Source organism: Flindersiella endophytica (genome assembly GCF_054779015.1).
Genome location: NZ_BAAGYY010000009.1, coordinates 878,050 through 897,230, shown reverse-complemented (window position 1 = coordinate 897,230; position 19,181 = coordinate 878,050). Strand labels below are relative to the sequence as shown.

The following is a 19,181-nucleotide window of genomic DNA, read 5'->3' as shown; positions in this document are numbered from 1 at the left end:
GCAGCTAGCTGCCGCGACGGTCAGGCTTGTGCCTATGGAGGGGGCATGGAGGGGGTAACGCTGGCGCTCGGCGGCGCCGTGGTGAAGAGCGCGGTCAAGCTCTGGCTCGGAGACCGCCCGATCGCCGCCGACGCGAGCGCCAGCGCCGTCGACCTGCTGATCGGCCGAGCGTCTGACGCCTTGTCCAAACGCAAGACCCAGCGGCTGTTCGACCAGCTCGAGGAGGTCGTCGCCGTACGCCTGGAACGCGCGCTGAAGGCAGAGCTCGAGCGCCTCGACGAACGCGAGGCGGTCATCGCTGCCGTCCGGGAGACGCTGGAACAGGCCGCCCTGACTGATGAGGATCTCTTCGCCTCCGACCTGGATCCTGCCTACCTGAACCGGTATATCCGCCAGACTGTGCCCGGCGTCGCCGAACGGTATCTGCTCTCCACGGACGGGAACGCGTTCTACGACCGGCTGCTGATGGAGTGCTGCATCTACCTGGTGCAGATCACCAAGACGCTGCCGACGTTCCAAGCCGGCGTCCTGACGGAGCTCCTGCGCCGCGAGTCCGAGACGCTCGATGCGGTTACTCAGGTGCTGCTCCGGTTGCCGCACCGACGAGGAGCCAGCGACTTCGAGGCCGACTACCGCCAGCAGGTGCTCACCACGCTGGATCGGATGTACCTGTTCGGCGCCCGCGTTTCCAAGCCGACCCGCCGGTATCCGCTCTCGGTCGCCTACCTCAGCCTGCGGTTGTCCAATCAGACCGATCAGACCGGCAGCCTGCCCGCCGACGACGTGATCCAGGTGAAGTCCCGGCTCCTGATCCGCGGGGAGGCAGGCTCCGGAAAGACCACGCTGCTGCAGTGGGTCGCGGTCCGGCGCAGGGGCAAGGGCTGGCGCATGCCGTTCTTCCTGCGTCTGCGCCGGTTCGCGACCGACCCGCTGCCTACGCCGGAACGGTTCCTGGACGACATAGGCCGGCACATCGCCGACGAGATGCCGCCCGGCTGGGTTCAGGAGACGCTCCGAACGGGACGTGGGATCGTGCTCGTCGACGGCGTGGACGAGCTGCCCGAGGACCGGCGACCGCACGTACACGCCTGGCTCGGTGAGCTCATCGAGACCTTCCCCAAGGCGACCTACTTCGTGACGTCCCGGCCAGCCGCGGTCGAGGTTGACTGGCTCGAGGACTACGGCTTCGCGGTGGCCGAGTTGCAGCCGATGACGGCTGCCGACGTCCGGTCGTTCGTGCACCGCTGGCACGAGGCAATGCGTTCCCAGTGCGTCGAGCAGGACGAGATCGACGAGCTGACCGAGCTCGAAGCCCGTCTCATCGACACGATCGCCGATCGCCGCGCACTCCGCCGGTTGTCCGAGAACCCCTTGCTGTGCGCGTTGTTGTGTGCGATGCATCGCGAGCAACGCGGCGAGATCCCCGAAAGCCGGATGGAGCTGTACGAGACGACGCTCACGGTTCTGCTGGAGAGCCGCGAGAAGGAACGCGGGCTGGCCACGCTGACGCGCACCGAGCAGATCGTGCTGCTGTCCGATCTCGCCTACTGGATGGTGCGCAACGGCCTGGTCGATGCCGCACGCGAACGTGTCGTCGAACGCCTGGCGAAGACGCTCGAGTCGACGGCGCACAGCGGCGAGGCTCCCGAGGCGATGTATCGCCGGCTTCTGGAGCGGACGGGCCTGCTCCGGGAGGCGGTCGTCGGCCGGATGGACTTCGTGCACAGGAGCTTCCAGGACTACCTCGCGGCCAAGGCCGCCGTCGAGGCCGACGACATCGGCGTGCTGATCGACCACTCGCATCTCGAACCGTGGCACGAAGTCGTGGTGATGGCGGCCGGTCACGCCTCCCGCAAGCAGCGCGATGAGCTGCTGAAAGGCTTGCTGCGCAAGCGAATCGGCAAGCGGCAGTTCCGCGACCGGCTCGACCTGCTGGCGGTCGCCTGCCTGGAGACCTCGCCGGACCTCGACCCGGCGTTGCGCGAGGAGATCCAGCGACGTACGTCCGGACTGCTCCCACCCAGGGACGATGGCACCGCCCGGATTCTCGCCCGGGGCGGCGAGTTCGTCTTGGACCTGCTGGCCAAGTCGACGCCGACCGGGCCGGCGGAGGTCGCGGCCACGATCCGGGCGGCGGCATACATCGGCGGCGACGCCGCCATGCGGTTCGTCGCGCGCTTCGCCAACGATCCGTCACACGCCGCCAAACAAGCACTGTGGGACACCTGGGACCGGTTCGATCCGGAGGAGTACGCCAGGGTCGTGCTCCGCGGCTCGGTGCTGGACCTCGAGAGCCTCACCATCCGCGATCCCAACAAGGTCGCCGGACTCCGCCATCTCCGGAACCTCAGAAGACTCGTGTACGAAGCCAGTGACGCGGATCGCGCGCGCCTGGACCTGAGAGACGTCCTCGCCGAGTTCGAGAGACGCGGCATCGTTGTCGAGTGGAAGCAGGCCACGTGACCGGAATCGAGACCGCGGCCATCGGGCTGGGGACGGCCGTGATCAAGGTCGCCATGAAGCTGTGGCTGCGGGACAAGCCGGTCGCCGCCGATGCGGCGCTCAGCGTCGTCGATGTCCTCAGTGCCCGCATCCCCGGCGCGCTCGATCGCCGCAGGTTCAACCGGCTCGTCCAACACCTAGAGGAAGCCGTCGTCCTGCGCCTGAAACCCCTGCTGGAAAGGGAGTTCTCCACGCTGGAAGACAACGAGAAGGAGGCGGCCACCGACGCCGTACGCCACACGTTCGACCGGGCAGCGCTCACCGACGACGACCTGTTCGACTTCGACCTGGATGCCGGCTACCTCGACCGCTACCTGCGTTCGGCCGTGCCCGACGTGCCACGACAGCGCGGCCTGTCCGAGACCGGCACCGCGTTCTACGACCGCCTGCTGAGAGAGTGCGCGGGCTCGCTCGTCCAGATCACGACGACACTGCCCGGGTTCCAGACCGGCGTCCTGACCGAGCTGCTACGTCGCGAGACCGAGACGCTCGAGCTGGTTCGGACCGTGCTCGACCGGATGCCGGAACGCCACTCGGCGTCCGACTTCGAGGCCGACTACCGCCAGCAGGTCGTCGCGACGCTGGACCGGATGCGCATCTTCGGCGTCCGGCTGTCCGAGCCGAGCCGGCGGTACCCGCTCTCCGTCGCGTATCTCAGCCTCAACGTCTCGGCCCACGGCGCGCAGAACGTCCGGGTCGACGACATCCTCGCCGACCAGTCCCGGCTGCTGATCCACGGCAACGCGGGCGCGGGCAAGTCCACCTTGCTGCAGTGGATCGCCGTCCGCTGCGCGAGCCGCGACCTGCCGGTGGAGGCCGGCGCCGAGTCCGGCGAGCGGCCGGCGTGGAACGACACCGTTCCGCTGTTCATCCCGCTTCGCCGGTACGCCAAGCGCGAGCTGCCGAGCGTCGGCCAGTTCCTCGGCCACGTCGGCCGGCACATCGCCGACGAGGCGCCGCCCGGCTGGACACGGAAGCTGCTGGAGTCCGGCCGGGCCGTCGTCCTCATCGACGGCGTGGACGAGCTGCCCGCGCACCAGCGCGAAGGGGTACGCGAGTGGCTCACCGAGCTCACCACCGCCTGGCCCCGCGCCCGCTACGTCGTGACGTCCCGGCCCGCCGCCGTCGGACCGGAGTGGCTCGACGGCCTCGGTTTCACGGCCGCCGAGCTGCAGCCGATGACGCCCCTGGACGTACGCACGTTCGTCCACCGCTGGTACGACGCGATGCGCGCCCAGTGCGTCGAGCGCGAGGAGTGGGAGGAGCTCGACGGCTACGAACGCCAACTGCTGCACGCGATCGCCAGCCGGCGCAACCTGCGGCGAATCGCGGAGACCCCGTTGCTGTGCGCACTGCTCTGCGCCCTGCAGCGCGAGAACCGCTCGCTGCCGAGCGACCGGCAGACGCTCTACAAGACCGCGCTGGAGATGCTGCTTGGACGCTGGGACGAGGCTCGCGGCGTCGAGCCGGCCGTGGACCTGGCGCACACGGAGCAGGTCATCCTGCTGCAGGACCTGGCGTACTGGCTGCTGAAGAACGGTGAGACCGACGCCGACACGGCCCGCGTACGCGCCCGGATCGACGCCCGGCTGCAGTCGCTCACGCGGGTCGAGGCGAGCACCGACGAGGTGTTGCGGTACCTGCTCGAACGACCCGGCCTGCTCCGGCAGCCGATCGCGGACCGGGTCGACTTCATCCACCGGACGTTCCAGGAGTACCTCGCCGCCAAGGCCGCCGTCGAGTACGACGAGATCGGCCTGCTGATCCAGAACGCCGAGCTGGACCTGTGGCGGGAGGTCGTCGTGATGGCGGGCCTGCACGTCACGCGAGGCGATGCCGACCGGCTGCTGCGCGGCCTGCTCTACCCCGGACTGCGCCAGCGGCACCGGCGCGACTACTACGATCCGCTGGCCGTCGCGTTCCTGGAGAACTCGCCGGACATCGCGCCGGAGCTCCAGGCCGAGGTACGCAGCCGGGCCAGGCGGCTGATCCCGCCGCGTACGAAGAAGGCCGCGGACGCGCTGGCCGTGGCCGGCGACTTCGTGCTCGATCTGCTCGCCCAGTCGGCATCGACGGCATCCGCCGAGGATGCGAGCTGGCTGATCTACACCGCTGCCCGCATCGGCGGCGAGGAGGCGCTGCAGTTCCTGTCCAGCTTCCAGGCCGACAGCCGCGAGCAGGTCGTCGACGCACTGCTGTCGGCGTGGAAGCGGTTCGACGTCGAGTCGTATGCGAAGGTCGTGCTCGCCGAGGCACCGCTGCACGACGGCCGGCTCGACCTGTCCGACCCCGAGCTCGTACCCGGCCTGCGGCACCTGACGAACCTGCGCGACCTGCGCTGCACGTTCCGCCGGGGCGAGTGCGATCTCGCTTTCGTACCGGCGCTTCGCAAGCTGACCGGCCTGACCGTGACCGTGCCGTCGAGCAACTGGTCCTGTCTCGAAGACCTTCCGGAGCTGACCTCGCTCTCGCTGAACGCGTACGGCACCAGACTCTCGGAGCTGCCTCGCCTCTCCGGACTCACCAACCTCGCGCTGTCGAACGTACGCGTGCCGATGCTCGAGCTCGGCCTGGCCAACGTCAAGGGCCGCAACGACCTCCACGCGCTCGGTTTCCTCGCTCGCCCGACCCGGCTCGAGCTGCGCAACTGGCCCTATCTGCTCGACGTCTCCTACCTCACGCACTGGTGGGACTGCCTGGAGGAGCTCGTCCTGGCAGACCTCTGGACCCCCGATCTCGGTCCGCTGGCCGACCTGACAGCGCTTCGGCGGTTGACGCTCGCGTACTGGCACGTGCCGATCCGGCTGGGGTTCCTCGCGTCGCTGGAGGGCCTGGAGGAGCTGGAGCTCGTCCGCCTGCACCGTGCGCCGGACCTACGAGCAGTACGCGACCTGCCGCGGCTGCGCCGGCTGCGGATCGTCGACTGCCCAGGCAACCTCGACCTTTCGGTGCTGTCCGGCAAACCCGGCCTGGAGATCGAGCTCGGCGGCGACGGCACGGGCAGCAGCGCGGGAAGCGGCACCGGCAGTGACCCCGGCAGCGATCCGGCCGGCGGCAGCTGTGGCGCTCAGAGGATGGGAGCCGGATCGTAGGCGGCGGCCTCGGGGTATTTCGCGGCGATCTCCTCGATGCGCTCGATCACGGTGGCCACCTGGGCCGTCGCGGCACCGGTGAACGACAGCGGGTCGCTGACCAACGTGGCGAGGTCGTCGCGGGTGAGGCCGAGGCGACCGTCGGCCGCCAACCGGTCGAACAGGTCGTTGTCGGCCGTGCCCTTCTCGCGCATCTCCAGGGCGACCGCCACCGCGTGTTCCTTGATCACCTCGTGCGCGGCCTCTCGGCCCACTCCACGACGCACTGCGGCCATCAGGATCTTGGTCGTCGCGAGGAACGGGAGGTAGCGGTCGAGCTCGCGCTGCACCACCGCCGGGAACGCGCCGAACTCGTCGAGGACGGTGAGGAACGTCTCGAACAACCCGTCGGCGGCGAAGAAGGCGTCGGGCAGCGCCACCCGCCGCACCACCGAGCACGACACGTCGCCTTCGTTCCACTGGTCGCCGGCCAGCTCGCCGGTCATGGCGACATAGCCGCGCAGGATCACCGCGAGCCCGTTGATCCGTTCCGCCGAGCGGGTGTTCATCTTGTGCGGCATCGCCGACGAGCCGACCTGGCCCGCCTTGAAGCCCTCCGTCACCAGCTCGTTCCCCGCCATCAGCCGGATCGTCGTCGCGAACGAGGACGGTGCCGCGGCAAGCTGCGAAAGACAGGTCAGCACGTCGTAGTCCAGCGAGCGCGGATAGACCTGGCCCACGCTCGTCAGCACCCGTGCGAAGCCCAGGTGCGCCGCGACCCTCTGCTCGAGCTCCGCCAGCTTCGACGTGTCGCCGTCGAGCAGGTCGAGCTGGTCCTGGGCGGTGCCGACCGGGCCCTTGATGCCGCGCAGGGGGTAGCGCGCGATCAGGTCCTCCAGCCGCTCGAACGCCACCAGCAGCTCGTCGGCAGCCGACGCGAACCGCTTGCCGAGCGTCGTGGCCTGCGCGGCCACGTTGTGGGAGCGCCCGGCCAGCACCAGCCCGGAGTATTCGCCCGCCCGCGCCCCCAGCCGTACGAGAGCGGCGACCGCACGCGAACGCAGCAGCTCCAGCGACGCCCGGATCTGCAGTTGCTCGACGTTCTCGGTGAGGTCCCGGCTGGTCATCCCCTTGTGGATGTGCTCGTGCCCCGCGAGCGCGCTGAACTCCTCGATCCGCGCCTTCACGTCGTGCCGGTTGAGCCGCTCGCGCTCGGCAATCGACTCCAGCGACACCTGGTCGACGACCGCCTCGTACGCGGCGATCACGTCGTAGGGCACCGAGACGCCAAGCTCGCGTTGCGCTCGCAGCACCGCGATCCACAGCTGACGCTCGAGAACGATCTTGCGCTCCGGCGCCCACAGCTCCACGAGCGGAGCGGAGGCGTAACGAGCGGCGAGGACGTCAGGGATCACAGGCTTCGGCACGCCTCCATTGTGCCTGCCGGCCCCGATTGGTGAACAATCGAGCGATGAGCGGACGAGCAACGGCCCAGTGGTCCGGGCGGCGCAAGGCCGCCCTGATCGTGATCGCGATCGTCCTGCTCGCTCTGCTGGCCGCGCCGGTCGTCGGGCTGATCACGAGCCGCGGGGCGGACAACGGCCTGCGGCTGGCCGGCGACCTTCCCCAGGCCGAACGCACCGAGCGCGAGCGTACGGTCGCCACGCACGTCGAGCGCGCGCAGAACGCGCTCCAGGGCTCGTCCGGCGGCCAGCTGCAGTGCGCCGCTCAGGAGCTCGCCGAGGGACCGGTGCCCAACGTCCAGGGCCAGACGCGCGTCTACGCCTGGATCGTGTGCCGGACCACGAGCGCCGACCCGTCCGCGACGTCCATGCCGCTGTCGGTCGACCTCGGTGGCCCGGACGGGCCGGTGGTGAGCTTCCTGCCGGAGGAGGGCGCCGGGTACGCACCGAGCATCCGCCAGCACTTCCCGCAACGGCTGCACGACACCGTCCTGAAGCAGGAAGGCATCGACCTCGAGCGGCTCACCCAGGAGCTGGAGCAGCGCTGAGGAACCTGGTGCAGAATCGGGTCCGATGAGCAACGCAGCTGGCACGACACGACGGAACCGGACGCTGATCGCGATCGTGATCGCCGTCGTCGTGCTGGCCATCCCGCCGACTGTCATGCTGCTGGTTCACCGGCCCGAAAGCCAGCTGAAGCTCGCCGCCGACCTCGCGCCTGCCGTCCGCGCCGAGCACGAGCGTACGGTCGCCGCCCACGTCACCAAGGAGCAGAGGAAGGCCTGGGGCACCAACAGCGGTGACCAGCTGAACTGCGCGGTCCAGGAACTCGGCGAGGAGCCGGTACTCGACGCGCCCGGCCGGACCCGCGTCTACGTCTGGGTGCTGTGCCGGAGCAACGACCAGGGGAAGAGTGCCATCTCCCAGCCGATGTCGGTCGACATCGGTACGCAGGCGGCCCCAGTCACGAGCTACACGCCCGACATCGGCGACGCCACCGAGATCCGTACGCACTTCCCGGAGCTGCTCCACGAAGCCGCCATCGACCGCAAGGGCGTGGACCTCGGCCGGCTGAATCGCCAGCTGAACTAGGGCGCCGGCGTCCGGTCCGGCAACGGCTCGTTCGGAAACAGCTCCCGCCACAACCGGCGGACGAACGCGTCCTGGTCGCCGTCGTCGTATTCGGCTGCCTCCGACAGCGCTCCCGGCGGCAGCCCTTCGGTCTGCCCGAGAATCACCATGCGGAGCTCCGCCTTGAAGCGGCGCGTGTCAGGATCCTGACGTTCCTCCGGAAGCCGTAGGAGGTAGCGCAGGTCGTCGATCGCGTCGTTGTAGACCTCGGGGTGGAGATAGGTCCGCGCGTAGCTGAGCAGCGTCGCGAACCGGCGGTCGGACCCGGCGACCCATCGATTCTCGTTGGTCTCGCTCACAACCGTTCCTCGGATCCTTCCGGACTCGCAGAAGGCGACGCGAACATGGTCAGCAGCTCGTACCCGTCCTTGGCCCGGTTCGGCTTGAACGCGATCCGCAGTCGCCCGCCCTCGAAACTCTCGATCGGCGCCGCGACCGGCTCGGTCAACCCGGCCGCGAGCGCCTTCTCCCTTGCCCGTTCCGCCAGCACCGCAACCGGTTCGGCCGAGTGCCTCGGCACCGCCGACCTGATCGCGTCCACCCACTTCTGCCGGTCCGAACGTGCCGTGTCGTGGTCGGCGCCGGTCAGGTAGAACCCGCTGCACGCCTGATACCCGTCCTGCCCGAGGACCTCGGCCAGCGTGACCGACTCGATCGTCTCGGGACGCTTGCCTTCGGTGAACGGCGTGTCGAGCGCCTCGCGGACCGCGGGATGCTCCTGGATCCGCGCCACGGCCGTCGCGAACGCCACGGGGTCGTGGATGCGCGTGGCGTAGATCCCGCAGCCGTGCTGGCGGTCGCGGCGCTTGAAGCCGTCCACGCTGCGTAAGTGCGCGAGATCACCGCGCTGGGCGGGGTCGCGGAGGTACGCCGCCCGTTCGAACTGCGCGCCGTCGCCGCCGTAGCCCTCGTGCCGCTGCAGCAGGTGCCCGTGCCCGCTGTCGAGGACGGCGTAGACCCGCTGCACCAGCGGGTCCTGGCCCTCGGCCATCCGCAACCACGGCCGGTACGGCACGTGGTCGGCGAGGTAGGTGGGCACGTCCGTCAGCGGGATGTCCGGCAGGCCGAGGCGCGCGGGCGTGAAGCCGGTGAGCACCTCGCGGACCGTCACGCCCGGCTCCAGCTCGGTGTCGAGCTCGAGGATGCGGCGGACACCCTCCGGCCAGGTGGTCCGGTCGGTGGAGGTGCCGGTGCCGGCGTCGACGGGACCGCCGTTCGGGTGACCGTTGCCGAACGGGACGTCGGTGGTGTCGGCATCGTCCAGCGCCTCGCCGGCGCGTACGACGTCGATCAGGCTGCGGGAGGACTGGGCATACCGGCGCCGCCGCTTCGGTCTCTCGGTCTCGTCGACCTCGGAGAGATCACGCGGCCGCCACTGGTCCCATGCGGGCATGCGCACCACCGTCCGACGGTAATCATGTCAGGCCGGGTATGCGCATAGGTCAGGATGTCCCGCAGGAGCATCCTCCGGTGGCGCCGCCCGCCGGCGGCCATCAACGAAGGCGACCGCCACCCAGCCGCCGAGCGCCCGGAAGAGCGGGTGGCTACGCCGAGCTGACCGAGCCCTCGACCGCCTTGAGCGCGATGTCGCCGCGGAAGTGGCCGCCGTCGATGTGGATGTCACCCACTGCTTCGTAGGCGCGGGCACGGGCCTCGGCGAGGTCCGCACCCACGGCGGTCACCGCGAGCACGCGGCCGCCCGCCGTCACCACGTTGCCCGCGGCGTCGAAGGCCGTGCTGGCGTGCAGCACCTCCACGCCTTCCCGCGCGCCCGCGGCGTCCAGCCCAGTGATCACATCGCCCGTGCGGGGAGACTCCGGATAGCCGGACGACGCCACGACGACGGTCACCGCCGAGCCGGAATGCCAGCGCAACGGCCCCACCTCGGCCAGCGTCCCGTTCGCGGCGGCCGACAGCACCACGCCCAGCGGCGAACGCAGCAAGGCCAGCAACGCCTGCGTCTCCGGGTCGCCGAAGCGCGCGTTGAACTCCACCACCCGCAGGCCACGGGAAGTCACCGCCAGCCCGACGTACAGCAGTCCGCTGAACGGCGCACCCTGCTTGCGCAGCTCGTCGATCGTCGGCTGGACGACGCGTTCGAGCACGTCCGGCACCAGGGACGCGGGCGCCCACGGCAGCGGCGTGTACGCGCCCATCCCGCCGGTGTTCGGGCCCTCGTCGTTGTCGCCCACGCGCTTGAAGTCCTGCGCGGGCAGCATGGGCAGCACGGTGGTGCCGTCGGTGATCGCGAACAGCGAGATCTCCGGCCCGTCGAGGAACTCCTCGATCACGACCTGCTCGCAGCCGGCAGCGTGCTCGAGAGCCGCCGCGCGGTCCGGTGTCACGACGACGCCCTTGCCGGCGGCCAGGCCGTCGTCCTTCACGACGTACGGCGGGCCGAACGCGTCCAGCGCTTCCTCGGCCTCGGCCGGCGTGCGGCAGACATACGACCGCGCGGTCGGCACGCCGGCGGCGGCCATCACCTTCTTCGCGTACGCCTTCGAGCCCTCGATCTGCGCCGAGGCGCCCGACGGCCCGAAGCACGCGATCCCTCGCCCGCGGACGGCGTCCGCGGCGCCGGCGACCAGCGGCGCCTCCGGCCCGACCACGACCAGGTCGACCGCGAGCTTCTCGGCGAGGTCGGCGATCGCGGTCATGTCCGTCAGATCGAGCTCGTGCAGCTCGGCCGAAGCAGCCATGCCCGGGTTGCCGGGCGCCGCATGCAGCGCGCCCACTTCCGGGTCGCGGCGGAGGGCCGCTACGAGGGCGTGCTCGCGCCCACCGTTACCGACAACCAGTACGTCCATGCCCGCGACCCTATGATGCGCCCGTGGTCTCTGTGCACGCTCCCCGCATGCTGGTACGCCGAGAAGGCTCCCGCGTCACCCCGCTGGAGTTGTTCTTCGATCTGGTCTTCGTCTACGCCGTGACGCAGGTCGTCGGACTGATAACCAAGACCGAGGACGTCCAAGGGCTGGTCCGTGGCCTGCTCGTGCTCGGCCTGCTGTGGTGGTGCTGGTGCGCGTTCGCCTGGCTGGGCAACACCGTGCACATCGACGAGGGTGTGCCGCGGTTCGCGCTGTTCACGGTGATGGCGACGATGTTCGTCATCTCGTTGACCGTGCCGGAGGCATTCGCCGACATCGACGGCGGGCTGCCCGGCCCGCTGGTGTTCGCGTTCTGCTACCTGCTGGTCCGGTTGCTGCACCTGCTGGTCTACTGGTTCGCGGCCGAGGGCGACGTGCCGTTGCGGCGCCAGGTCAAGAACTCTCTGCTGGTCATGTCGGTCGCGACGATCCCGTTGTTCGTCGCCGCGTTCGTTCACGGCTGGGTGCAGATCGGGCTGTGGGCGCTCGTCCTGCTGCTGGACTGGGGCTGGACCGCTCGCAACGGCGCGGCCGGCTGGCGGGTCAACTCCGCGGCACACTGGGCCGAACGCCACGGCCTGGTGATCATCCTCGCGCTGGGCGAGTCGATCGTGTCGATCGGCGTGGGCGTGATCGAGGAGCCGATCTCCTGGCCGATCATCGCCGCGGCCGCCTGCGGGATCGCGGTGGCCGCGTGCCTGTGGTGGGTCTACTTCGACACAACCGCACTGCAGGCCGAGCACGTCCTGGCCCACTCCCGCGGCGACCACCGCTCGGTGCTGGCGACCTACGGCTACACATACCTCCACTTCCCTCTGGTCGCGGGCATCCTGCTGCTGGCGTTCGGGCTGAAGAAGGTGCTGTCGTACGTCTCGGGCGCGGACGACCACACGCTGACCGAGGCGCTGCACGGCGTCGGGCTGGTCGCGCTGTACGGCGGCGCCGCGATCTACCTGCTGGCGCATGCGGCGTTCGGCCTGCGGATGTTCGGCGTGGTGAAGGTGCAGCGGCTGATCACCGGTGCCGTCCTGCTCGTACTGATCCCGGTCGCGGGTCTGGTGCCGGCGCTGGCCGCCGTTGCCGCGCTGGCCGTGGTGCTGGCGGTGCTGGTGACGTACGAGACGCGGAAGTACGCCGACCTTCGGGCGGAGATCCGCTCCAGTCAACGGTCCTGACGCTCGAGCGCGTCGAGCAGCGTGCGCGGGCCGAGCGTCTCCGCGCCCACGGCTTCGACCCGGCGGCGTAGCTCGCGGTCGGCCGTCACCACGACGATCCGGTCGCGTTCGGGAGCCTCGGCGCTGACCAGCTCGACGATCGTGTCGTCGCCGTTGCTTTCGGCCGGGATCACCGGGACGGCAGGCGTGCCCGGCACCTCGCGCGCCTGCCCCTCGACGACCAGGACGACGTCGATCGGCCCGGCCGCCTCGGCTTCGGGCAGCCCGGTTCCGGCCAGCGGCGTCAGCGCGTCGCGCAGCCGGGCGGCCGCGCCCGCCCGGTCCCGCCACCATCCGTCCGGAACCGAGCCGACGACGTTCGCCGCGTCGACGACCAGCAGGAACGGCAGCACGGGAGGCAGCTCGGGCTCGGTCACGCTCAGCCTCCCGCCGCCGCGGGCTTGGCCGCCACCGGCTCGCCGTACGCGACGACGTTCGCGCGGTACTCCCGGCCGTCCCAGTCGTCACAGGTGATGACCGCGATCCGCGCCGGCACGCGCTGGCTGAACACCTGCTCGGCGTGCTTGGCCAGCTCGCCCTTGCCGTACCGCACGACCGAGGTCGTGCGGTAGGTCATCAGGCCGCTGCTCGTGCGCACCTCGATCAGCGCGCCCTTCCGCAGCTTCGGCAGGTCGTCGAGGACGCCACCGCCGGTGTGGACGGTGTGGCCGGCGATCAGCACGGTGCCGCGCGGCGAGCCGGGCTTGGCGCCACCCGACCACCAGCCGACCAGCGTCGCACTGCGCGGTGGGCGCAGGGTGCGGCTCGCACCGAGCGACACGGGTACGACGCGGGTCTCGATCTTCAGCGCGGGAACCCGAAGCCGCGCTGGCGCGGCGGCGGGCAGCGTAGGAACGGTGTGCGTCGGCGCGGGTGACGTGGGTGCCGCCGATGGCTTCGCCCTCGCGTGGATGCCGTTGCCTCCGGCGAGCGGTCCCCACCAGATCAGCAGCGCGAACAGCCCGGCCCCCAGCGCCACCCCGAGGCGGCGCAGCAGGCTGTTGCTCATGCGTCTGGTTGCCGGGAGGGCTTACGCAACCGGTGGAAGTAACCGCCGAGCAGCAGGCCGCACAGTGCGATCGTCGCCGCGCCTCCGATGCCGACGCCGGCGATCGTGAAGCTCTGCGGCTTGTCGGCCTGAGCCTCGCCGGCCGGCAGCGACTCGAGCCCGGCCGGCACGGATGTCGGCACCGAGGCAGGCCCCGGCGACGGCGCTTGCGTCGGCTTCGGCGGCGTGCCGCCACCGGCGACCTTCCGGTTCGGCCCGCAGGTGACCTTGCCGACCGAGACGTCGAGCAAAGTCTCGGGCACGACGGCGACGCGCAGTGCGGTCACGGTGATCTTGCCCTTGCCCGTGGACTTCTCGCCGGTCGAGATCGACAGCAGGTTGGCCGGAATCTGGTCGGTGGGGAGCTGCTTCAGCAGGTCGGACAGGCCCGGGATCTCCGGCAGCTTGTCGAGTACGTCGTCGAGCCCGAGGCTCAGGCCACCGGGCGGGATGTCGGCGATCGGGATGCGCTGGCCGTCGACGATCGCGACCACCTCGGCGTCGACCACCGACGACGAGCCGGCGGCCGTGCCGGGCTCGGCCGAGCAGCGCGCGAAGATCGCGTCGCCGACGATCCGCAGCTCCATGCCTGGCAGGTCGGGCAGCGGGAGGTCGGGGGTCTCGGGCAGGCCGCGGATCAGGTCGTCGAGGCCGAGCTCGCTGAGCGTGCCGAGCGAGAGCTCGACCTTGCCGTGGCCGCCAGGCAGGCAGCTGCCGTGCGGGCCGAGCTCTACGGTGCCGTTGCGCGCGACCAGGCCGGCGCAGGCCGCGGAGGTGCCGTCGCTCGAGGCGATGGCGTCCTGGCCGAGCGCGCCGCCGACGACGGCGGTCTGGTTCTCCAGCGCGGGCACCTTCGGGACGTTCTCGCCCTCGGTGACCAGCTCGGAGCCGTTGTAGACGGCCTTGAACTCGCCCGACCCGGCGGATCGGCCGGCGAGGCTCACGGTCAGTGCGCTCGCCGTGGCCTGGCTGACCGGCGCAGCTGCGAGGCTCGGTGTGGACAGGCCGACGAGACCGGTGAACGCGGCGGCGCCGGCCAACGCCAAAATCCTCTTCGCGCCCATGGCGAAGACCCCTCCCCTTGGCAAAGCATTTTTGGTACTGGGAGTAACGAGGCCCCCGGCACGGGGTTACGGTCTCGTTGCGGCGACCTTACCTGGCCCGATGAGCCTAAAGAAGAGAACGCAGCGAAATCGTCGCATCCCGATCCGGACCGACACCAACACCCGAAATCGGTACGCCGATCATCTCCTCCAGCGTCTTGACGTAGCGCTGCGCGTTCTTCGGCAGCTCGTCGAAGCCGCGGCACTCGGAGATGTCCTCCCACCAGCCGTCGAGGTATTCGTAGACCGGCCGGGCGTGGTGGAAGTCGGTCTGCGTCATCGGGATCTCGTCGTGCCGTTCGCCGTCGACGTCGTAGGCCACACACACCGGCACCCGGGTGAACCCGGTCAGCACGTCGAGCTTGGTGAGGAAGTAGTCGGTGAAGCCGTTGACCCGGCTGGCGTATCGCGCGATCACCGCGTCGAACCAGCCGCAGCGGCGGGCCCGGCCTGTGGTCACGCCGTACTCGTCGCCGACCTTGCGCAGGTGCTCGCCGTCGGCGTCGAACAGTTCGGTCGGGAACGGCCCGGAGCCGACGCGGGTGGTGTAGGCCTTGAGGATGCCGACCACGCGGTCGATCCGGGTCGGCCCGATGCCCGAGCCGGTCGCGGCGCCACCGGCGGTCGGGTTCGACGACGTCACGAACGGATAGGTGCCGTGGTCGACGTCGAGCAGCGTGCCCTGGCTGCCTTCCAGCAGTACGACCTTGCCGTCGGCGAGCGCGCGGTTGAGCACCAGCGAAGTGTCGGCGACGTGCGGGCGCAGCCGGTCGGCGTACGACAGCAGCTCCTCGACGACCTCGTCGACCTGGGCGCCACGGCGGTTGTAGACCTTGACCAGCAGCTGGTTCTTCTGCTCCAGCGCACCCTCGACCTTCGCCTTCAGGATGCCGGCGTCGAACAGGTCCTGCACCCGCAGGCCGACGCGGTTGACCTTGTCGGCGTACGTCGGGCCGATGCCGCGGCCGGTCGTACCGATGCGGTTCTTGCCGAGAAAGCGCTCGCTGACCTTGTCGAGCGTGACGTGGTAGGGCGAGATCAGGTGGGCGTTCGCGGAGATCAGCAGGCGCTCACACGACACGCCACGCTGCTCGAGCGCGTAGACCTCCTCGAACAGCACGGCCGGGTCGACGACCACGCCATTGCCGATCACAGGCACGCAGTCGGGCGTGATGATGCCGGACGGGAGCAGGTGCAGCGCGTAGGACTCGTCGCCCACGACCACCGTGTGGCCTGCGTTGTTGCCGCCCTGGTAGCGAACGCAGTAGTCGACTGAGCTGCCTAAGAGGTCGGTGACCTTGCCTTTGCCTTCGTCGCCCCACTGGGCGCCGACGAGCACGATCGCGGGCATGAATGTCCTCTCCGCCGGTGCGGCGGGGCCGATCGGACGGCTCCGCTGCCGGGCTACAAAGCATGCCTCGGCTTCCCTGCAGACGCTGCTTCCAGCCTTTGTGCGCCAAGTTTCGCGCCAACACAGGGTAGTCGCCGGACGTTGGAACGCTGGTCAGGGGGCCTGAGAGCGCTACAGCGTGGCGTATTCGGATAACGGACAGGATCGGCGCGTACCACGCCTGGGGGATGGTTCAGGGTCCGTAAAGGCTGTTAGTCGAACAGCGAAGGGGGTAATGTGCCCGGCGTGGAGTCCCTGCTCGTTGTGACAGGAGCCGACGCCGGGGGCATGGACGACCATCGCGTACGCGCTGCCGTCGATGTCCTGCGCGCCAAGGCTGATGTCCAGCTCGTCCCGATCTCGCTGCCCGGCGACCTCGACGGTGCGTTGCACCGCCGCGGCACCCGCAGCCTGGTGGTCGTGGGCGGTGATGCGTCGCTGCACATGGCTGTGTCGGCACTGCATCGCAGGATGGAGCTCGACAACGCCGTCCTCGGCATGCTCCCGGTGGGACGCAACGACTTCGCCGCCGCCGCGGGCATCCCGACCGACCTCGAAGAGGCGGCCCGGGTGGTGCTCGGGGGCGCCGAGCGGCGCTTCGACCTGATCCAGGACTGCCGTGGCGACGTCCTGGTCAACTCCGTGCACGTGGGCGCGCGTACCGGCCGCCTTCCCGGCCAGGAATGGCTGGGCCAGCTGGTGGCCGGCGTCTCGAACAGCGCGGGCGTCACCGTCTCCGCGGGCGGACGCGGACACGGCGGGTTCAGCTACCTCGCCGACCACGCGCTGCACGGGCTCTGGGCTCCGGAGTCCTCGACCAGCGACCGCCGCCCGGCCAACCGGCGCAGCAAGCCCCTCCGCGTCCTCATCGAGGCCGACGGCGAAGTGATCGCCGACTTCGACCAGCCAGTGCTCTGGGTCGACGTGAGCAACACCCCGTCACGCGCCGGCTCCGGCCGCACGGCAAGAGCCCCCGGCGCCGACCCGTGCGACGGCCAGATGGATCTCGTCGTGAAGTTCGCGGTGGGCCGCCTGACCCGCTTCGCCCGCACCCTGCGCCGCCACCACCTCGCCCGCATCGACGGTCCCGACACCGTGACCATCCGCGCGTCGAAGGTCCGAGTTGCCGGCCAGCGCTTCTGGCTCAACGCCGACGGCAAGACCGGCGGCTACGAACAACGCTGCACCTGGACGGTGGCACCGCACCGGCTCCGCATGATCGTCCCCGCCTGAGCGACCGGGAAGCCCAGCCGAGGGTCACCCGGGCCGATCGGTGGCTAGCGTGGCCGCATGATCGAACTGCATCTGCGCGGGCGTGTGGCCCCGAGACGGCGCGACGATCTGGTCGCCTTCCTGCGGGAGGCGATCCCCTTCTACGAGCAGCCGGGCGGGATCCGGGTCCGGCTGATGTGGGATGTCGCGGACCCCGATCGCTTCGTCGAGGTGGTCGAGTACGCCGACCAGCACAGCCACGATCTCGACCAGGCCCGGGTCGAGAACGATCCTGAGATGAAGGACTACCTGCGGCGCTGGCACGGGTTGCTGGTCGAGCCACCTCGAGTCGAGACCTATCGGCACGATCCGGCACCGCACCAGCGGCAAGGCGGCGGGTCAGCTCACTGCTGAAGCCTCAGGCGAGCCCGAGCTCCTTGGCGGCAGCCGGACTGGAGTCGGCCAGGAACGTCGCGCACCGCTCGGCCTCTTCGATCTCGCTGATGAGAGTCGCGGCCTTCGACAAGGCACCGAGCGCCCGCAGGAACCCGCGGTTCGGCACGTGCTCCCACGGCACCGGCCCGTGCCCCCGCCACCCGTTCCGGCGCAGAGCGTCGAGCCCGCGGTGATATCCCACCCGCGCGTACGCGTACGCCGGCAGATCCTCCCCCGCCTCGAGCGCCCGCTCAGCCAGCAACGCCCACGCCAGCGAATACGTCGGATGCGCCCGGGCGACATCCCCGGCGTCCGCCCCACCATCGAGCAGAGCCCGAGCCTCGTCGTCCTCGGGAAGCAACGTCTCAGGCGGTCCGCCCAGCAGATTCTGCGAAGTCATAACGGCAATCTTGGCCGACCCCGAAATGGCTGCAGCGGTGCCCCTCCTCGAAACCGCCTGCGCGATTTACCGGAGCACCGCTGCTGTGTGTTCAGTTTCGCGGAAACGTTGAAACGTGCGCAAGAGCGCAGGATAGCGATTTCCCAAGCCGGTTGGCCGAATCCGGACAACCACCCTTCGCAACCGGCAAGCGCTTGCCAATACAGACCGCGTCCACACGCTCCGCAACCAAATCGTGGGGGCACCCCGGGAAAGGGCGCGCCCACGACCAGGAACCGAACGAAAGAAGGTCACTTGGACAGCGACGTGCCCACCGAGCGCAGGTTCTCGCACGCCTCGACGACGCGCGCCGCCATCGACGCCTCGCCTGCCTTGCCGAACGCCCGCGGGTCGTAGGCCTTCTTGCTGCCGACCTCGCCGTCGATCTTCAGCACGCCGTCGTAGTTGCTGAACATGTGCCCGGCGACCGCGCGCGTGAAGGCGTACTGGGTGTCGGTGTCGATGTTCATCTTGACCACGCCGTAGTCGACCGCCGACTGGATCTCCGACAGCAGCGAGCCGGACCCGCCGTGGAACACCAGGTCGAACGGCTTCTCCTTGCCGTACTTCGCCCCCACCTCGTCCTGGATCTCCTTCAGGATCTCCGGACGCAGCTTGACGTTGCCCGGCTTGTAGACGCCGTGCACGTTGCCGAACGTCAGCGCGGTGATGTAGCGGCCGTGCTCGCCCAGCCCGAGGACCTCGGCGGTGCGCATGCCGTCGCCGACGGTGGTGTAGAGCTTGTCGTCGATCGCGCCGACGATGCCGTCTTCCTCACCGCCGACGACGCCGATCTCGACCTCGAGGACGACGCGAGCGGCCGCGGTCAGCGCCAGCAGCTCCTTGGCGATCTCGAGGTTCTCCTCCAGCGGAACGGCCGAGCCGTCCCACATGTGCGACTGGAACAGCGGGTCGTCGCCGGCCTTCACCCGCTCGGCCGACGCGGCCAGCAGCGGGCGAACGAAGCCGTCGAGCTTGTCCTTCGGGCAGTGGTCGGTGTGCAAGGCGATGTTGACGGGGTAGTTCTTCGCGACCTCACGAGCGTATGCCGCGAACGCCAGCGAGCCGGAGACCATGCTCTTGACCGACGCGCCGGAGAGGTACTCCGCGCCGCCGGTCGAGACCTGCACGATCCCGTCACTCTCGGCGTCGGCGAAGCCCTTGAGCGCCGCGTTCAGAGTCTGGGAGGAGGTCACGTTGATGGCGGGGTACGCGAACTTGCCCGCCTTGGCGCGGTCGAGCATCTCGCCGTAGACCTCTGGCGTCGCAATAGGCATGGGCGCTCCTGCAGTGTGAAAGCGATATC

Annotated in this window: 17 protein-coding genes; 7 read left to right on the top strand and 10 right to left on the bottom strand. The window is 69.9% G+C overall.

Annotated features, from left to right (window positions below; all coding sequences use genetic code 11):
* Positions 1–45 precede the first annotated feature (45 nt).
* Both ACYVF6_RS09360 and ACYVF6_RS09355 read left to right on the top strand, forming a co-directional pair.
* Positions 46–2,463, top strand: coding sequence for an NACHT domain-containing protein (locus tag ACYVF6_RS09360; protein WP_460518652.1), 2,418 nt, complete (start codon positions 46–48; stop codon positions 2,461–2,463).
* The gene (locus ACYVF6_RS09355) at positions 2,460–5,594 is read left to right on the top strand and encodes an NACHT domain-containing protein (protein WP_460518649.1); all 3,135 of its coding nucleotides are present in this window, start codon (positions 2,460–2,462) and stop codon (positions 5,592–5,594) included. The genes ACYVF6_RS09360 and ACYVF6_RS09355 overlap by 4 nt, the downstream gene beginning before the upstream one ends.
* Here ACYVF6_RS09355 and purB read toward each other — a convergent pair.
* Positions 5,570–7,000 (bottom strand): adenylosuccinate lyase, encoded by a 1,431-nt coding sequence (gene purB / locus ACYVF6_RS09350; protein WP_460518646.1) that lies wholly within the window; start codon positions 6,998–7,000, stop codon positions 5,570–5,572. The genes ACYVF6_RS09355 and purB overlap by 25 nt on opposite strands.
* Before the next feature lie 44 nt (positions 7,001–7,044).
* Here purB and ACYVF6_RS09345 point away from each other — a divergent pair, with 44 nt between their 5' ends.
* Both ACYVF6_RS09345 and ACYVF6_RS09340 read left to right on the top strand, forming a co-directional pair.
* Positions 7,045–7,584, top strand: a complete 540-nt coding sequence (locus tag ACYVF6_RS09345; protein WP_460518644.1) for a hypothetical protein — start codon at positions 7,045–7,047, stop codon at positions 7,582–7,584.
* 25 nt (positions 7,585–7,609) lie between these two features.
* Positions 7,610–8,128 (top strand): hypothetical protein, encoded by a 519-nt coding sequence (locus ACYVF6_RS09340; protein ID WP_460518642.1) that lies wholly within the window; start codon positions 7,610–7,612, stop codon positions 8,126–8,128.
* Here ACYVF6_RS09340 and ACYVF6_RS09335 read toward each other — a convergent pair.
* The 3 genes from ACYVF6_RS09335 to purD form a co-directional block, all read right to left on the bottom strand.
* Positions 8,125–8,466 (bottom strand): hypothetical protein, encoded by a 342-nt coding sequence (locus ACYVF6_RS09335; RefSeq protein ID WP_460518639.1) that lies wholly within the window; start codon positions 8,464–8,466, stop codon positions 8,125–8,127. The two genes, ACYVF6_RS09340 and ACYVF6_RS09335, sit on opposite strands and share 4 nt — an antisense overlap.
* Positions 8,463–9,560: a hypothetical protein gene (locus ACYVF6_RS09330; RefSeq protein WP_460518636.1), complete on the bottom strand. Its 1,098-nt coding sequence runs from the start codon at positions 9,558–9,560 to the stop codon at positions 8,463–8,465. Before ACYVF6_RS09330 ends, ACYVF6_RS09335 begins: the two co-directional genes overlap by 4 nt.
* Positions 9,561–9,711: 151 nt before the next feature.
* Positions 9,712–10,974 (bottom strand): phosphoribosylamine--glycine ligase, encoded by a 1,263-nt coding sequence (gene purD / locus ACYVF6_RS09325; RefSeq protein WP_460518634.1) that lies wholly within the window; start codon positions 10,972–10,974, stop codon positions 9,712–9,714.
* A 47-nt stretch (positions 10,975–11,021) separates the two neighbouring features.
* Here purD and ACYVF6_RS09320 point away from each other — a divergent pair, with 47 nt between their 5' ends.
* A complete protein-coding gene (locus ACYVF6_RS09320) occupies positions 11,022–12,209 on the top strand; it encodes a low temperature requirement protein A (protein ID WP_460518631.1) in 1,188 nt (395 codons plus the stop codon).
* Here the strand turns inward: ACYVF6_RS09320 and ACYVF6_RS09315 are convergent.
* From ACYVF6_RS09315 to ACYVF6_RS09300, 4 genes are all read right to left on the bottom strand, one after another.
* Positions 12,197–12,625 carry a PIN domain-containing protein gene (locus ACYVF6_RS09315; protein ID WP_460518628.1) on the bottom strand — a complete coding sequence of 143 codons (429 nt, stop codon included), beginning with the start codon at positions 12,623–12,625 and terminating at the stop codon, positions 12,197–12,199. The two genes, ACYVF6_RS09320 and ACYVF6_RS09315, sit on opposite strands and share 13 nt — an antisense overlap.
* Positions 12,626–12,627: 2 nt before the next feature.
* Entirely contained in the window at positions 12,628–13,257 is a 630-nt protein-coding gene (locus tag ACYVF6_RS09310) for a class F sortase (protein WP_460518626.1), read from the bottom strand.
* On the bottom strand, positions 13,254–14,360 hold the full coding sequence (locus ACYVF6_RS09305; protein WP_460518623.1) for a hypothetical protein: 1,107 nt from the start codon (positions 14,358–14,360) through the stop codon (positions 13,254–13,256). Before ACYVF6_RS09305 ends, ACYVF6_RS09310 begins: the two co-directional genes overlap by 4 nt.
* Before the next feature lie 106 nt (positions 14,361–14,466).
* Positions 14,467–15,750, bottom strand: coding sequence for an adenylosuccinate synthetase (locus ACYVF6_RS09300; protein ID WP_460518621.1), 1,284 nt, complete (start codon positions 15,748–15,750; stop codon positions 14,467–14,469).
* A gap of 285 nt (positions 15,751–16,035) precedes the next feature.
* Here ACYVF6_RS09300 and ACYVF6_RS09295 point away from each other — a divergent pair, with 285 nt between their 5' ends.
* Together ACYVF6_RS09295 and ACYVF6_RS09290 are read left to right on the top strand one after the other, a co-directional pair.
* A complete protein-coding gene (locus tag ACYVF6_RS09295) occupies positions 16,036–17,022 on the top strand; it encodes a diacylglycerol/lipid kinase family protein (protein WP_460518618.1) in 987 nt (328 codons plus the stop codon).
* 57 nt (positions 17,023–17,079) lie between these two features.
* Positions 17,080–17,415, top strand: a complete 336-nt coding sequence (locus ACYVF6_RS09290; RefSeq protein WP_460518614.1) for a putative quinol monooxygenase — start codon at positions 17,080–17,082, stop codon at positions 17,413–17,415.
* 4 nt (positions 17,416–17,419) lie between these two features.
* On the opposite strand, the gene ACYVF6_RS09285 is transcribed toward ACYVF6_RS09290, so the two are convergent.
* Both ACYVF6_RS09285 and fbaA read right to left on the bottom strand, forming a co-directional pair.
* Positions 17,420–17,836 (bottom strand): DUF3151 domain-containing protein, encoded by a 417-nt coding sequence (locus tag ACYVF6_RS09285; protein WP_460518611.1) that lies wholly within the window; start codon positions 17,834–17,836, stop codon positions 17,420–17,422.
* A gap of 290 nt (positions 17,837–18,126) precedes the next feature.
* On the bottom strand, positions 18,127–19,152 hold the full coding sequence (gene fbaA, locus ACYVF6_RS09280) for a class II fructose-bisphosphate aldolase (RefSeq protein WP_460518608.1): 1,026 nt from the start codon (positions 19,150–19,152) through the stop codon (positions 18,127–18,129).
* Positions 19,153–19,181: the final 29 nt, after the last annotated feature.

What these genes read in the sequence shown, in the direction of transcription:
- ACYVF6_RS09360 (WP_460518652.1), top strand. Translation starts at nt 46, where the DNA reads ATGGAGGGGGTAACGCTGGCGCTCGGCGGCGCCGTGGTGAAGAGCGCG.
- ACYVF6_RS09310 (WP_460518626.1), bottom strand. Translation starts at nt 13,257, where the DNA reads ATGAGCAACAGCCTGCTGCGCCGCCTCGGGGTGGCGCTGGGGGCCGGG.
- ACYVF6_RS09340 (WP_460518642.1), top strand. Translation starts at nt 7,610, where the DNA reads ATGAGCAACGCAGCTGGCACGACACGACGGAACCGGACGCTGATCGCG.
- ACYVF6_RS09320 (WP_460518631.1), top strand. Translation starts at nt 11,022, where the DNA reads ATGCTGGTACGCCGAGAAGGCTCCCGCGTCACCCCGCTGGAGTTGTTC.
- ACYVF6_RS09285 (WP_460518611.1), bottom strand. Translation starts at nt 17,836, where the DNA reads ATGACTTCGCAGAATCTGCTGGGCGGACCGCCTGAGACGTTGCTTCCC.
- fbaA (WP_460518608.1), bottom strand. Translation starts at nt 19,152, where the DNA reads ATGCCTATTGCGACGCCAGAGGTCTACGGCGAGATGCTCGACCGCGCC.
- ACYVF6_RS09300 (WP_460518621.1), bottom strand. Translation starts at nt 15,750, where the DNA reads ATGCCCGCGATCGTGCTCGTCGGCGCCCAGTGGGGCGACGAAGGCAAA.
- ACYVF6_RS09330 (WP_460518636.1), bottom strand. Translation starts at nt 9,560, where the DNA reads ATGCCCGCATGGGACCAGTGGCGGCCGCGTGATCTCTCCGAGGTCGAC.
- ACYVF6_RS09305 (WP_460518623.1), bottom strand. Translation starts at nt 14,360, where the DNA reads ATGGGCGCGAAGAGGATTTTGGCGTTGGCCGGCGCCGCCGCGTTCACC.
- ACYVF6_RS09345 (WP_460518644.1), top strand. Translation starts at nt 7,045, where the DNA reads ATGAGCGGACGAGCAACGGCCCAGTGGTCCGGGCGGCGCAAGGCCGCC.
- ACYVF6_RS09290 (WP_460518614.1), top strand. Translation starts at nt 17,080, where the DNA reads ATGATCGAACTGCATCTGCGCGGGCGTGTGGCCCCGAGACGGCGCGAC.
- purD (WP_460518634.1), bottom strand. Translation starts at nt 10,974, where the DNA reads ATGGACGTACTGGTTGTCGGTAACGGTGGGCGCGAGCACGCCCTCGTA.